This is a genomic window from Streptomyces sp. NPDC127190, assembly GCF_042672505.1.
Lineage (GTDB): Bacteria > Actinomycetota > Actinomycetes > Streptomycetales > Streptomycetaceae > Streptomyces.
The window spans coordinates 616,093-630,172 of the sequence record NZ_JBHXVE010000001.1; the positions used below are offsets into that span (position 1 = coordinate 616,093).

At 73.4% G+C, this 14,080-nt stretch carries 11 protein-coding genes; 3 read left to right on the top strand and 8 right to left on the bottom strand.

Translation table 11 applies throughout. From position 1 onward, the window contains the following. The first annotated feature begins 58 nt into the window (after positions 1-58). The 3 genes from ACFVIU_RS02690 (at position 59) to ACFVIU_RS02700 (ending at position 3,809) form a co-directional block, all read left to right on the top strand. Positions 59-1,603 (top strand): alpha/beta hydrolase, encoded by a 1,545-nt coding sequence (locus ACFVIU_RS02690; RefSeq protein ID WP_385840131.1) that lies wholly within the window; start codon positions 59-61, stop codon positions 1,601-1,603. Between the two features lie 167 nt (positions 1,604-1,770). After that, positions 1,771-3,315 carry an alpha/beta hydrolase gene (locus tag ACFVIU_RS02695; RefSeq protein WP_385840132.1) on the top strand — a complete coding sequence of 515 codons (1,545 nt, stop codon included), beginning with the start codon at positions 1,771-1,773 and terminating at the stop codon, positions 3,313-3,315. Positions 3,316-3,452: 137 nt separating this feature from the next. After that, on the top strand, positions 3,453-3,809 hold the full coding sequence (locus tag ACFVIU_RS02700; RefSeq protein WP_385840134.1) for a carboxymuconolactone decarboxylase: 357 nt from the start codon (positions 3,453-3,455) through the stop codon (positions 3,807-3,809). Positions 3,810-3,894: 85 nt separating this feature from the next. Here the strand turns inward: ACFVIU_RS02700 and moeZ are convergent, their stop codons facing one another. The 8 genes from moeZ to ACFVIU_RS02740 form a co-directional block, all read right to left on the bottom strand. Then, on the bottom strand, positions 3,895-5,073 hold the full coding sequence (gene moeZ / locus ACFVIU_RS02705; protein WP_385840135.1) for an adenylyltransferase/sulfurtransferase MoeZ: 1,179 nt from the start codon (positions 5,071-5,073) through the stop codon (positions 3,895-3,897). A 63-nt stretch (positions 5,074-5,136) separates the two neighbouring features. Then, on the bottom strand, positions 5,137-5,886 hold the full coding sequence (locus ACFVIU_RS02710) for a spherulation-specific family 4 protein (RefSeq protein ID WP_385840137.1): 750 nt from the start codon (positions 5,884-5,886) through the stop codon (positions 5,137-5,139). Continuing rightward, complete coding sequence (locus tag ACFVIU_RS02715) at positions 5,874-6,830, bottom strand: NAD-dependent epimerase/dehydratase family protein (RefSeq protein ID WP_385840138.1); 957 nt, start codon at positions 6,828-6,830, stop codon at positions 5,874-5,876. The genes ACFVIU_RS02710 and ACFVIU_RS02715 overlap by 13 nt, the downstream gene beginning before the upstream one ends. Positions 6,831-7,187: 357 nt before the next feature. Further along, positions 7,188-8,267, bottom strand: a complete 1,080-nt coding sequence (locus ACFVIU_RS02720; RefSeq protein WP_385840325.1) for a hypothetical protein — start codon at positions 8,265-8,267, stop codon at positions 7,188-7,190. Between the two features lie 257 nt (positions 8,268-8,524). Next, positions 8,525-10,240: a DUF3492 domain-containing protein gene (locus ACFVIU_RS02725; protein WP_385840139.1), complete on the bottom strand. Its 1,716-nt coding sequence runs from the start codon at positions 10,238-10,240 to the stop codon at positions 8,525-8,527. 200 nt (positions 10,241-10,440) lie between these two features. Further along, positions 10,441-12,033: a dipeptide ABC transporter ATP-binding protein gene (locus ACFVIU_RS02730; RefSeq protein ID WP_385840140.1), complete on the bottom strand. Its 1,593-nt coding sequence runs from the start codon at positions 12,031-12,033 to the stop codon at positions 10,441-10,443. Beyond that, complete coding sequence (locus ACFVIU_RS02735) at positions 12,030-13,028, bottom strand: ABC transporter permease (RefSeq protein ID WP_385840141.1); 999 nt, start codon at positions 13,026-13,028, stop codon at positions 12,030-12,032. The genes ACFVIU_RS02730 and ACFVIU_RS02735 overlap by 4 nt, the downstream gene beginning before the upstream one ends. Continuing rightward, on the bottom strand, positions 13,025-14,044 hold the full coding sequence (locus ACFVIU_RS02740; protein WP_385840143.1) for an ABC transporter permease: 1,020 nt from the start codon (positions 14,042-14,044) through the stop codon (positions 13,025-13,027). Before ACFVIU_RS02740 ends, ACFVIU_RS02735 begins: the two co-directional genes overlap by 4 nt. Positions 14,045-14,080: the final 36 nt, after the last annotated feature.

Consider the following 14,080-nt stretch of genomic DNA (forward strand, 5'->3'; position numbering starts at 1 on the left):
GTACCTCGGACGGCCCGCGCCCCGAGCGCCCCGGCGTGCGCGCCCCCAGGATGGGAGCATGGCGAACCCCTCCCGCTGCCGCGCCACCGTCCTGACCACCGCAGCCGTGCTGCTCTGCGCCCTGCTGGCCGGATGCGGTGACGGCAAGAAGGACGGGGATCTCACGGCGCAGAAGCTGGACTGGAAGGACTGCCCCGCACCCTCCGAGGCGGAGGGCGGCGGCAGCGCCCCGTCACCGCTGCCGAACGGCGGAACCTGGCAGTGCGCCACCATGCAGGCGCCCCTGGACTGGAGCAAGCCCAAGGGCGACACCATCGGCATCGCCCTCATCCGTGCCAGGGCCAGCGGTCCGGCGAGCAGAAGGATCGGCTCGCTCGTGTTCAACTTCGGCGGCCCGGGCGGCAGCGGGGTCAGCACACTGCCCGCGTTCGGCACCGACTACGCCGCCCTGCGCACCCGTTACGACCTGGTCAGCTTCGACCCGCGCGGGGTCGGCCGCAGCGCACCGGTGAAGTGCGAGAGCGACTCCCAGCTGGACGTGTACTTCCAGCAGGACGCGACCCCCGACGACAGCGCCGAGCGCACCCAACTCCTGGACCGCACCAAGCAGTTCAACGCGGCCTGCCAGAAGAAATCCCAGCGCATCCTGCCGTACGTGCGCACCACGGACGCGGCCCGCGACATGGACCTGATGCGCCAGGTCCTCGGCGACGCCAAACTCCACTACTTCGGCATCTCCTACGGCACCGAACTCGGCGGGGTCTACGCCCACCTGTTCCCGAAGAACGTCGGCCGCGCCGTCCTCGACGCCGTCGTCGACCCCACCCAGAACCCGGAACAGAGCGCGCTCGGGCAGGCCGAGGGGTTCCAGCTCGCGCTCGACAACTTCGCCGCGGACTGCACCTCGAAGAGCACGGAATGCCCGATCGGGAACACCGCCCAGGACGTCAAGGACCGCATCGCGAAACTGCTGAACGACCTGGAGAAGAAGCCGATCCCGGGGATCTTCCCGCGCCAGCTCACCCAGACCGGCGCCACCAACGGCATCGCGCAGTCCCTGTACTCCAAGGACTTCTGGGAGTACCTCACCGAAGGCCTGGCGCAGGCGTACGAGGGCGACGGCAAGGTGCTCATGCTGCTGTCGGACTCGATGAACGGCCGCAGCGAGAACGGCGAGTACAGCAACATCACCGCGGCGAACATCGCCATCAACTGCGCCGACGAGAAGCCGCGGTACACCGCCGACGACGTCCAGCGGAAGCTGCCCGAGTTCCGCGCCGCCTCCCCGCTGTTCGGCGACTACCTGGCCTGGTCCATGATCAGCTGCACCGACTGGCCGGTGCCGGGCGCGGCCGACCATCCCGATGTCAGCGCGTCCGGGTCGGCGCCCATCCTCGTCGTCGGCAACACCGGCGACCCGGCCACGCCGTACGAGGGCGCGAAGAAGATGGTGGACGCGCTCGGCAAGGGCGTCGCCGTCGAGCTGACGTACAAGGGCCAGGGGCACGGCGCGTACGACAGCAAGAACAGGTGCGTGCAGAGCGCGGTGAACGGCTACCTGCTCGACGGCACGGAACCCAAGCCCGGCACGGTCTGCTCCTGACGCCCTGCGCACCGCGCCCGAGTGCGGACGCGTCCGACCCAAGAAATCTCGGTAAACTCGCAGGTCAGAGAGTTATCCACAGGCCCGCACGGGCTTGGCCCGGGGCGCCTACCATGGCCTGAACGCCCGGCGCGGCACGACGCGCAGGGCCTGTCAGGGGGGTGCGCATGGTGCGAGTCTCGCGGTGGGCGGCCGCCGTGGCCGCCGCATTGCTGGTGGCCGGCTGCGGCGGTGGCGCGTCGGACGAGGGGAAGAACACGGGCGAGGGCAAGGGCACGGCGCCTCTCCCCTCTGCGAGGCACACCTCGGCGGCCCTGCCGGCCTCCCTGACCTCCCAGCACCTCGACTGGCACGGCTGCAAGGCCACCGATGGCTCGCCCGCGCCGAGCGCCGACTGGCAGTGCGCGACCCTCACGGCGCCGCTCGACTGGTCCCGGCCGGGCGGTACGACGATCGGGCTCGCCCTGATCCGCGCGCGGGCGACCGGCGGCGACCGCATCGGCTCGCTGCTGTTCAACTTCGGCGGCCCCGGCGGCTCGGGCGTGTCGACGCTGCCGTACTACGCGGCCACCGCCGCCGCCCTGCGCGAGCACTACGACCTGGTGAGCTGGGATCCGCGCGGGGTCGGCGGGAGCGAGGGCGTGCGCTGCCGGAGCGACCGGCAGCTCGAGGCCGCCGAGGACGTGGACGCCACACCGGACACCCCGGCCGAGGAGAAGGCGTATCTGGCGGACGCCGCCGACTTCGGCAAGGGCTGCCAGAAGGCCGCCGGCCGGCTGCTGTCCCATGTGTCCACCACGGACACCGCCCGCGACATGGACCTGATGCGCCAGGTCCTCGGCGACACCCGGATGCACTACGTCGGCATCTCCTACGGCACCGAACTCGGCGGCGTCTACGCCCACCTGTTCCCGGCCCACGTGGGGCGGCTGGTCCTGGACGCGGTGGTGGACCCCACGGCGGACACGGTGGGGCAGGCCGAGAACCAGGCCCGCGGCTTCCAGCGGGCGCTGGACGACTATCTGAAGTCCACCGGCCAGGACCCCGCTCAGGGCTCGCAGAAGATCGCCGGTCTGCTGAAGCGGCTCGACGCCGAGCCGCTGCCCGCGTCCTCCGGGCGGAGGCTCACCCAGACGCTCGCGGTCACCGGGATCGTGCTGCCGCTGTACAGCCAGTCCAGCTGGCCGACACTGACCCGCGCCCTGGACGCGGCGGAGCGGGGCGACGGTGCGCCGCTGCTCGCCCTCGCGGATGACTACAACGAGCGGGACGCGACGGGCCACTACGGCACGGTGTCCCATTCCCAGCGGGTCATATCGTGCCTGGACGAACGGCAGCGGCCGACGCCCGCCGAGACGAGGAAGCGGCTCGCCCGGTTCGAGCGGATCTCCCCGGTGTTCGGGGACTTCCTGGGCTGGGACACGGCCGGCTGGTGCCACGACTGGCCGGTACCGGGCCAGTTCGAGCACCCCGAGGTGAGCGCACCGGGCGCGGCACCCGTCCTGGTCGTCGGCAACACGGGCGACCCGGCGACCCCGTACGAGGGCGCGCGCCGGATGGTCGACGGGCTGGGCATGGGGGTCGGCGTCGAGCTGACCTGGAAGGGCGAGGGACACGGCGCGTACGGCAACGGCAACGAATGTGTCGACTCGACGGTGAACGCCTATCTGCTGCACGGAACCGTCCCGAAGGACGGCACGGTCTGCTCATGACGTCCGGCAGTCCGGCTCGACGTGCGCGGCCATCTGAGCGTGCCTACGCTTGAGTTGCATCCGGCTGCTGCGCAGGGGGGTCCCGCTTGAGCGGGTGGCAACTCAACTCCCTTACATCGCAAGAAGGCGGGCCAATCATGGCTGCTGCACCTGAGACTCCGGTACTCGACACGATCGCCGCCATGACGATCGACTCCATCGAGCACTGCCACATGGACGAGCGCACGCTGATCCTGTCCCGCATCGCCGCACTCGTGGCCATGGACGCACCAGCGATCTCCTACCTGGCCCACATCAACCCCGCGATCAAGGCCGAGTTCACGGTCGAACAGCTCCAGGACCTGCTCGTCGCCATCGCTCCCGTCGTCGGGACAGCACGCGTCATGTCGGCCGCAGGCCACATAGCCCAGGCGTTCGGTGTCGCACTCGCCCTGGCCGACAGCGAAGCCGAAGCCATCGCCCAGGCCGAAGCCGCCAGCCGTCCCGCCTCCTAGACACCCACACTGCCGGAAGCCCACGGCATCTGAGCAGCTCAGAGCCGTGGGCTTCGTCAGTCCCGCTGGTCGGCGGAACCGGTGATCAGTAGACCGGCTTGTGCGGTTCGATCTGGTTGACCCAGCCGATGACGCCGCCGCCGACGTGGACCGCGTCGGCGAAGCCCGCGGACTTCAGGACCGCCAGGACTTCCGCACTGCGGACACCCGTCTTGCAGTGCAAGACGATCTTCCGGTCCTGCGGGAGGCTCTCCAGAGCCGTGCCCATCAGGAACTCGTTCTTCGGGATCAGCTTGGCGCCCGGGATGGAGACGATCTCGTACTCGTTCGGCTCGCGGACGTCGATGATCTCGATGCTCTCGCCGTCGTCGATCCACTCCTTGAGCTGCTTGGGAGTGATCGTCGAACCGGCGGCCGCCTCCTGGGCCTCCTCGGAGACGACGCCGCAGAAGGCCTCGTAGTCGATGAGCTCGGTGACGGTCGGGTTCTCGCCGCAGACCGCGCAGTTGGGGTCCTTGCGGACCTTGACCTGGCGGTAGGTCATCTCCAGGGCGTCGTAGATCATCAGGCGGCCGACCAGCGGCTCGCCGATGCCCGCGAGGAGCTTGATGGCCTCGTTGACCTGGATGGAGCCGATGGACGCGCAGAGCACGCCCAGGACGCCGCCCTCGGCGCAGGAGGGGACCATGCCCGGCGGCGGGGGCTCCGGGTAGAGGCAGCGGTAGCAGGGGCCGTGCTCCGACCAGAAGACCGAGGCCTGGCCGTCGAAGCGGTAGATCGAACCCCAGACGTACGGCTTGTTCAGCAGCACGCACGCGTCGTTGACCAGGTAGCGGGTCGCGAAGTTGTCCGTGCCGTCGATGATCAGGTCGTACTGGCTGAACAGGTCCATCACGTTGTCGGCCTCGAGCCGCTCCTCGTGCAGGACCACGTTGACGTACGGGTTGATGCCCTGGACGGTGTCACGCGCGGACGCGGCCTTGGAGCGGCCGATGTCGGACTGACTGTGGATGATCTGGCGCTGCAGGTTCGACTCGTCGACCTCGTCGAACTCCACGATGCCCAGCGTGCCCACGCCCGCGGCGGCCAGGTACATCAGCGCCGGCGAGCCCAGGCCGCCGGCGCCCACACAGAGCACCTTGGCGTTCTTCAGCCGCTTCTGCCCGTCCATGCCCACATCGGGGATGATCAGGTGGCGGGAGTACCTGCGGACCTCGTCTACGGTGAGCTCATCAGCTGGCTCGACCAGGGGTGGCAGCGACACGGGAACTCCGTTGGTCGGTCAATCACTACAGATGTTCTCCTCGTAACACTGCCATGGCCATCTTCATTCCGAGACACCTGTTCCGATACGCGAGACAATGTCGTCCCAGTAGCCGGGCATGGTCTCCCAGGGGCCGGTGCGGCCGTCCCGGTCGGTGTGGTCCGTGAAGTAGATCGTCGCCGCGCCCTGCCAGCGCGCGATGCGCAGCGCCTCCTCCAGATGACCCCGGGGCACCCCGTGCACGAAGTGGCAGAAGCGGTCGGGCGGGTAGTCGGCGGTCCACTCGGCCGCCTGCGACCAGCGGTACTCGCTCCACGGGCCGGCGAAGGTCACCAGCTGGTCGGCCTGCTCGGCGTAGCCCGGGTACGGGTGGCTGCCGTGCCCGAGGACGATGTGAGCGCTGTCACTGATCGCCCGGAGAGTGGTGACCGCGCGCCGGACCTCGGACAGGGCGGCGCGCCCGCCGGGGCAGCGGTCCAGCAGGAAGCCGTCGACCCGGTACCAGTCCAGATAGCGGTGCGCGTCGGCGAGCAGGTCGCCGAAGACCCGGGCGCCGTAGGTGAGGTCCAGGTGGCCCAGGACCCGGACGCCGGCGCCGCGCAGCCGTCCGGTGGCCTCCAGGCAGTGCGGGTCGGGGCGGCTGCCGGGGCCCGCGGCCACATCGAGGACGACCCAGTCCACCGGCACTCCGGGGCGGGCGAGTTCGGCCCACTGGGCGGGGGCGACGAGCGGGTGGGCGTAGCCGGGGATGCCGAGGGCGGTGCGCAGGCCGGTGCCGGTGGCGGCCGGCGCACCGCCGGTCAGATGCGGCATGCCGCCTCCATCCAGATGTCGGCCAGGGACTCCTCGAGGTTGATCCGGGGCCGCCAGCCGAGCCGGTCGCGGGCGGTGCGCACATCGGCCTGCTGCCAGCTGCCGCAGCCGTCCGGGTACGGGTACGCGACCGGGACCCCGTCGTGATCGGCGCGGGGGTGACCGATGGCCGCGCGCAGCGGTCCGGGCGGGGTGTCGAGTTCGTGCAGGGCGCCGCCGTATCCGGCCACGCGCGCGAGGACGGCGGCGGCGTCTCTGAGGCGGACGGCGCGGCCGGAGCCGATGTTGATGACGCCCTGCGCGGCGGAGAGCGAGGCGGCGTGCACGGCGCGCGCGACGTCGCGGACGTCGACGAAGTCGCGCTGGACGCCGAGGCCGCCAAGCTTGAGTTCGCCGTCGCCGGACTGCATCGCGCGCCGCATGGCCTCGGCGAGCCGGCCGAGCGGGGAGCCGGCCGGGGTGCCGGGGCCGGCGGGCGAGAAGACGCGCAGGACGACCGCGTCGAGGCCGGAGCCGAGGACCAGTTCGGTCGCGGCGAGCTTGCTCACGCCGTACGGGCCGCCGGGGCGCGGTACGGCGTCCTCGGCCGTGGAGGAGCCGGGCTGGCTGGGGCCGTACTCGGAGCTGCACCCGATCTGCACCAGGCGGGCGCCGCAGCCGCTGCGGCGCAGCGCCTCGCAGACGGTGGCGACGGCGACCGTGTTGTGCCGGGTCAGTTCGCGGGCGCCGCCCCGGGTGGCGCCGGCGCAGTTGATCACGACTCCGGGGTGGACCGCGTCGAGGAAGCGGGTGAGCGCGCCGGGGCTGCCGGTGGCGAGGTCGAAGCGGACGTCGGCGTCGTCGCCGCGGCCGAGCGCGGTGAGCTGGACGGCGGGGTCGGCGAGCAGGCGGTCGGCGACGAAGCGGCCGAGGTAGCCGTTGGCTCCGATCAGCAGAACCCTCATCGCGCGCCTCCCGGGGTGTGCGCGCCGGTGGTACGGACCGGCGTGAGAGCCCCGGCGAGGGCCGGCGCGAGGGGCCCGGCGGGGGTCCCGGTGGATCCGGGGGCTCCGGCCGGTCCGGGTGTGCGGAGGGCTCCGGTGGCTGCGGACGCTCGGGGGCGGGCGGTGGTCATCTGGTGTTCTCCTTCAGGGGGGTGGTGCGAGGTGCCTCCGGTGGCGTGCCGGTCCGGCGGCGCACGATTCACTCGGGGCGCTCCGGGGCGGCTCGGGCGCTCCGGTGGTCGTTCAGGTGCGCAGGTCGTCGCTCGGGCGCGCCCGTGCTCACTCAGGTGCTCCCGTGGTCGCTCGGTACTCCCTGGTTCACTCGGATGCTCCTGTGGGCGCGTGGGCCGAAGCCTGGGTGAGGGTGCGGCCGGCGTGCAGCAGCAGGGCCAGGGCGGCGGTGCCGCAGGCGAGTACCGGTACGACGGTGGCGCCCCAGGCGGTGATCAGGGTGCGGGCGGGCGTCGCGAGGACCGCGCAGCCGGGCAGCCGGCCGGCCAGGAGCAGGGCGAGGGTCATGGCCTCGGTGGCCGCGGCGGCGCCCAGGGCGAGGGCGGGGGCGTGCCGGTGGTGGTGCACGGCGAGCAGCCGGGCGAGCAGCAGGAGCGCGCCCAGCGCGAGGGGCTGTCCGTAGGCCACCGGCTCGTGCAGGGCGGTGCCGCACAGCGGGAGCAGCGCGGCGAGCGCGCCCAGGAACAGGGCGAAGGTGCCGAAGAGCAGCGGTTTCGCCGCGTCCCGGAACTCCTCCAGGCCCCGGCTGCCGGCGAGCCGGCGGCGGGCGCCGGCGGTGAGCAGGTGCGCGCACCAGGCGGCCGGGGCGCAGGCCAGCAGGAGTGCCAGGACCGGCGCGGTGGCGGTGGGCCAGGGGCCGTCCGGGGCGCCGGTGGGCAGGGCGTCGGGCCCGCCGCTGTCGACCGCCCGTAGCAGTCCGTCGCCGAAGAGGGCGTAAGCCAGCAGCCACAGCGTCCACACGCGCGTGCCGCTCGCCGTCCGCCAGGTGTGCGTGCCGGGCGGTGCGGCGAGGGGGCCCTGGCGCAGTGCGGCGCGCAGGGCGAGCGCCACGGCGAGGATGCCGCCGAGGCCGACCAGCAGGCGCGGTTGGCCGGCGGTGAGGCGGAGTCCCGCCACGGTGGCCGTGCCGAGCGCCCCGGGCAGCAGGGTGAGCAGGACCCAGCCGGGACGGACCCGGGGCACGGGCGGCGGCTCGGGTCCGGGGCGCGGTTCGCCGGTGCGCGGCACGCGCGCGTACAGCTCTTCGGCGAGCGAGAAGACGTCCCGGTGCCGGAAGCGCACGGCGGTCCGGTCGGTGACCCCGTGCGCCTCCAGGCCGGCCGCGATCTCCAGCGGGTCCACGGCCCGCTCGCACAGCTCGCGGTGCCGGTGCAGCAGGGCCTTCACGGGGTCGGCACCGGCCCGCCGGGGTGCGGGGCCGCGCCCTGCGACCGGTTGCGGACCGGCGACGACACCCACCCGGCCGGGGCCGGTCGGCGGGGCGGGCTCGGCCTGGGCCCGGGGCCCGGCCGACGCGGGCGCGCTCGCGCCGGCCGAGGGCACCACGGCCCGCGACCGCGCGTCCCACGGATCCGCACCGCTCGGCATCCCGGGGCCGTCCGAGCCCCTCCCCGGGCGGGGCACCGCCGTTTCCTCCGCCTCGTTCACCGCGCCCCCTCCACTGCCGCCAGCGAGGTCGCCCGTACCGGCGCGCCCGTGGCCCAGGCCGGGACGGACCGGGGAAGGACGCGCGCCGTGGGGCCGGTCCAGTCGCCGGGGACGCGGGACTCGGCGGGGGCGGCGAACGGCAGGGGCTCCCCGGTCTCGCCCAGGACCACCCGGCGCACCGGGCAGTGCGAAACGATCTCCAGGTAAATGCCGTGAAATGCCGCGATGTTCTGCTCGACGGTGAACAGTTCGAGCGCCCGGGCGCGCGCGGCGGCACCGAGGCGCGCACGCCGCTCGGGGTCGCGCAGCAGCGCCACGCACGCCTCGGCGAGCGCCCGGGGGTTGCGCGGGGGCACGACGAGACCGGTGCCGCCGATGACCTCCACCACGGCTCCGGCGTCCGTGGACACCGTGGCCCGGCCGCAGAACATGGCCTCGACCAGGCTGATCGGAAAGCCCTCCACCACGCTGGAGAGCACCACGACGGCGCCCGCGGCGTACGCGTCCGGCAGGGTGGGTGCCTCGGGGCCGCCGATCTCCTCGAAGGAGACGGGGTTGTCGCCGACGGCGTGCGCGCCCTCCGCCTCGTCCGGGAAGAGCTGGGCGGCGAGCCCCCGGCAGTGGCCCAGGTAGGCCTCGCCCTCGGGGCCGGCCGGCGCGCCGACGATCCGCAGCCGGGCCGTGGGTTCCTCCTTGCGGACCTCGGCGAAGGCGTGCAGCAGGGAGATCAGGTCCTTGGCGGGCTCGACCCGGCCGACCCAGACCAGGGTGTCCGGGTCGGCGCGGTCCGGGGACTCGCCGGCCTCCGTGAAGCGGGCGGCGTCCATGCCCGGGTGGACCGTGCGGATCCGGGCCCGGTCGGCACCGCAGCGTTCCTGCCAGCGGCGGGCGTGTGCGTTGCCGGGGGTGAGGATCTCGGCCCGGCGGTAGACCTCCGCGGCGAGCCGGCCGTGGAAGGCGGCCAGGAGCGCGCGTACGGCGGGGGCGGCGGCGTCGGGGCCGAGGGCCAGGTAGTGCGAGCGGAGCTGCACGCCGTACTCGGTGACCAGCAGCGGCACACCGCAGAAGTGCCGGGCGAGCAGCCCGGGGAGGGCGGCCGGGCCGCCGGCGGTGGCGTGGCACAGATCGGCCGCGCCGAGGTCGGCGTCGCCGTACCAGTCGAGGGAGAGGGGGCGCAGGGCGCGTTCGAGGTGCGCGGCGACGGCGAGCAGTTCGGGGACCCGCGCCTCGCGCGCCGTGCGCAGCGCGCCGGGGGCGCGGCAGGCGCGTTCCAGGGTGCGTACGGCGGTGTCGGAGCGCAGGGCGCCGACCAGTCCACCGTGCTCGCGGGCGAGTTCGGCGAGTCCGTACAGCGCGGTGCCGAAACGGTCCGCCACCCCATCGGCCGAGCCGTCCGCACCACCGCCCGCGACGGTTTCGGTCCCGGCGCAGACCGCGCCGACCAGCTCGCCGTAGCACTCGGTGAAGCGCCGGCGCACGCGCCGCCCGTACCCGGCCCCGTCGTCCTCGGCCGTCCACAGCGGTGCCGTTCGCACGCGGCCGACCTGCGGTGGGAGCGGGACCCAGCCCTCGTCCTCCTGGCGCCTACTGCGGCTGAGCGCGTAGATGTCGAACTCGTGCTGATCGAGCCCGCGCACGAGCCGGTCGCACCAGAGTCCGGCGTCACCGCTCACATACGGGTAGCCACCCTCCGTCAGCAGTCCGATGCGCACGTGTGCACCCCCGATCTCCCGTTCGGTGAGCCGCCGTCGTCCGGCGGCTCGCAGCGGGACGAACGTAAGCGGACAAGGCGGTGGCGCGACGGACGGTTGTCCATCGCGCCACCAAAAGGGGTGAACGGACGTAACTTTCGCGTGCGGGTCGCGTTTCCCGGCGCTAAGGCGGCACAGTGCTATCGCGCGTGCACGAAACGTTACGCCACGGCGGGTGCGCGGCGGGCCGCGCGGCGCCGCGCGGCCAGTTCCGGGTCGAGCGCGGGTACGGCGGCCAGAAGTTGGCGGGTGTACGCCTCGCGCGGGCTGTCGTACACCTCGTCGGCCGGGCCGTACTCGACCAGTCGGCCCTTGCGCATGACCGCCACCCGGTCGCTGACCTGGCGGACGACGGCGAGGTCGTGCGCGATGAAGACCAGCGCGAGGCCCAGTTCCCGCTGGAGTTCGCCGAGCAGGGCGACCACCTGGGCCTGGGTGGTGACGTCCAGCGCCGAGACCGGCTCGTCGCAGACGATGACGCGCGGCTCGGCGGCGAGCGCGCGGGCGATGCCGATGCGCTGGCGCTGGCCGCCGCTGAACTCGTGCGGGTAGCGGTCGTAGTGCGCCCCTTCGAGCCCCACGCGCTCCAGCAGTTCTGTCACGCGCTGCCTGATGCGCCGTTCGTCGCGCTCGCCCCGCGCGCGCAGCGGGTCGGCGACGGACTCGCCCACGCTGCGGCGCGGGTTGAGGGAGGAGACGGGGTCCTGGAAGACCATCTGCACGGCGGGATGCACGCCGGTGTGCGGACGGCCCGCGTAGCGGATGGCACCGGCCGTCGGCTCCAGCAGTCCGACCAGCATGCGGCCGAGCGTGGTCTTGCCGCTGCCGCTCTCGCCGACGACGCCGAGGGTCTCGCCCCGCCGCAGGGTCAGCGAGACGTCGTCCACGGCGGCGAACGCCCGTCTGCCGCGCCCGAACTCGCGCCGCACCCCGGTGGCCTCCAGCACGACCTCGTCAGCGGCCCGGGAGCCGGTGCGGCGCGCGTCCACGCGCGGGACGGCGTCGAGGAGTTCGCGGGTGTACGACTGCGCGGGCGCGGCGAGGACCTCGCCGACGGGGCCGTGCTCGACGGCCCTGCCGTGCCGCATGACGAGCACCTCGTCGACGCTCTCGGCGGCCACGCCCACGTCGTGGGTGACGAGCAGCAGGCCCATGCCGGTCTCCTCGCGCAGCGTGTGCAGCAGATCGAGGATCTGGGCCTGGACGGTGACGTCGAGCGCGGTGGTCGGCTCGTCGGCGATCAGCAGCTCGGGCTCGCAGGCGAGCGCCATGGCGATGAGCGCGCGCTGGCGCATGCCGCCGCTGAACTCGTGCGGGCGCGACCGGGAGCGCCGTACCGCGTCCGGGATGCCGACCCGGTCGAGCACCTCCACGGCACGCGCGCGTGCGGCGCGGCGCGACACGCGCGTGTGCACGCGGTACACCTCGGCGATCTGGTCGCCGACCGCGTAGTAGGGGTCGAGGGAGGACAGCGGGTCCTGGAAGACCATGGCGGCGCGGGCGCCGCGCAGCCGTCGCAGCTCCTCGTCGGTGGCCGTCTGCACGTCGGTGCCGGCCACCCGGACCGTGCCCCCGACCCGGGCGCCGGTGCCCCGGTGCAGGCCCAGCAGGGCACCCGCGACCGTGGACTTGCCGGAGCCGGACTCGCCGACGAGGGCCAGCGCGCCGCCCTTCGCCAGGCTGAAGGAGAGCCCGTCCACGGCCCGCAGCGCGCCGAACTCGACGGTCAGGTCCGTCACTTCCACCAGGCTCATACGAGCACCACCCGTCGGTCGGCCACCGCGTACAGCACGTCCGCGACGGCGTTGGCGATGACCACGAAGAAGCCGATGACCAGGACCATCCCGACGACCACCGGCAGATCGACGACCTTCACGGCGCGCACCAGCTCCTGGCCGATGCCGGGCAGGCCGAACAGGGTCTCGGTGAGCACGGCACCGCCGACGGCCGAGCCGAAGGTGACGGCGTTGAGCGCGATGACGGACGCCGTCGCCCCGCGCAGCGCGTGCCGCACGATCAGCGCGCGCTCGCCGACGCCGTAGGCGCGGAACGTGCGGATGTGGTCCTCGGCCAGCGTCTCCAGCATCGACGCCCGGGTCAGGCGGGCGAAGTTGGCCGCCTCGATGAGGGCGAGCGAGAGCCAGGGCAGCAGCAGGTTCCACGCCCACTGTTCGGGGTCGTCGGTGAAGGCCACGTACTCCGGGAAGGGCAGCAGCTCCAGTTCGCCGCAGACGACGATCATCAGGACGAGACCGATGACGAAGACGGGTGTGGCGACGCCCGCCAGGGTGACCGTGGTCAGGATCCGCTCGGTGAGACGGCCGCGCCGCCACGCGGACAGCACGCCGGTGCCGATGCCGAGCAGCAGCCAGATCACCATCGCGCCGAGCACCAGCGAGAAGCTCACCGGCAGCTTGGTGAGGATGATGTCGGTGACCTGCCGGCCGCTCTGGTACGACTCGCCGAGGCAGGGTGCCGCGCAGTGCTCGACACCGGTGCCGGTCGAGAAGTCCTGGCCCGCGAAGATGCCCTGCACGAAGTGGCCGAAGCGGACGTACAGCGGGTCGTCCAGGTGCAGTTGCTGCGCGACCTGGTGGACCTGTTCCGGGGAGCAGCGGGGGCCGCAGGTGATCTGGGCGACGTTGCCGGGGGTGACGTAGAAGACGACGTAGATGATCACCGAGAGCGCGAACAGGGTGACCACGGCGCCGATCAGGCGGCGCAGTACGAAACCGGTGAGGCCGCTCATGCCCGGTCCTCCTTCCGCACGGTCGCCCGGGCCTCGCGCTTGCGGCCGGTGCCGATGCGCAGCCGGGAGGCCGCGCGCGGGTCCAGGGCGACGCGGACGCCGTCGCCGAGGACGGTCAGCGCGAACACGGTCACGAACAGGGCGGCGGCGGGCAGCAGCAGATACTGCGGGGCCGCCTGGTACCAGACGTCGGCGGAGGTGAGCATCTGTCCCCACGAGGGCGTGGGCGGCTTGACGCCGACGCCGAGGAAGGACAGGGCCGCCTCGGCGCTGATGTTCGCGGGGATCAGCAGGGCCGCGTAGGTGATGACCGGCGCGGCGAGTCCCGGGAGCAGCTCCCGGACGGCGATCCGGCCGGTGCTCCAGCCGCTGAGCCGGGCCGCGGCGACATGGTCGAGGTTCTTCAGGGTGAGGGTCTGCGCCCGCACCATCTTCGCGGTGGTGCTCCAGCCGCTGACCAGGGCGATGACGAGGGCGACGAGCACCGGCCGGGGGAAGCCGTCCGGTACGACGGCCAGCAGCGCCAGCGCCATGATCATCAGCGGCATGGCGACGAAGATGTCGGTGACGCGGCTCAGGACCAGGTCGACCCAGCGGTTGCCGAGGCCGGCGGCGACGCCCATGGCGAGGCCGAGGACCACCTGCACCACCGTGGCGCCCAGCGCGACGCCCAGGGACACCCGCGCCCCGTACACCAGCCGGGCGAACAGGTCACGGCCGGTCTGCGGTTCGACGCCGAGCCAGTGGTCGGCGCCGATGCCGCCGAGGGAGCCGACGGGCACGCCGCCGCGCGCGGAGTCGATCAGCGCCGGGTGGTAGCTGGTGGGGTCCTGGCCCTCCAGAGCGGTGAGCAGCGGCGCGGCGAGCGCGACCAGGACGAGCAGCGCGACGACGGCCGCGGCGACCAGGGCGGCGCGCTGCGCCCGCAGCCGCCGCCAGAACTGACGGGCCCCCGAGACCGCGGAGGGGGGGGGGGGCGCCCCCCCCGGGGCGCGCGGGGCCAAATGCGCGCGCACGGGCCGACATATACCCCACCCAGGGGGTGTTGGCTA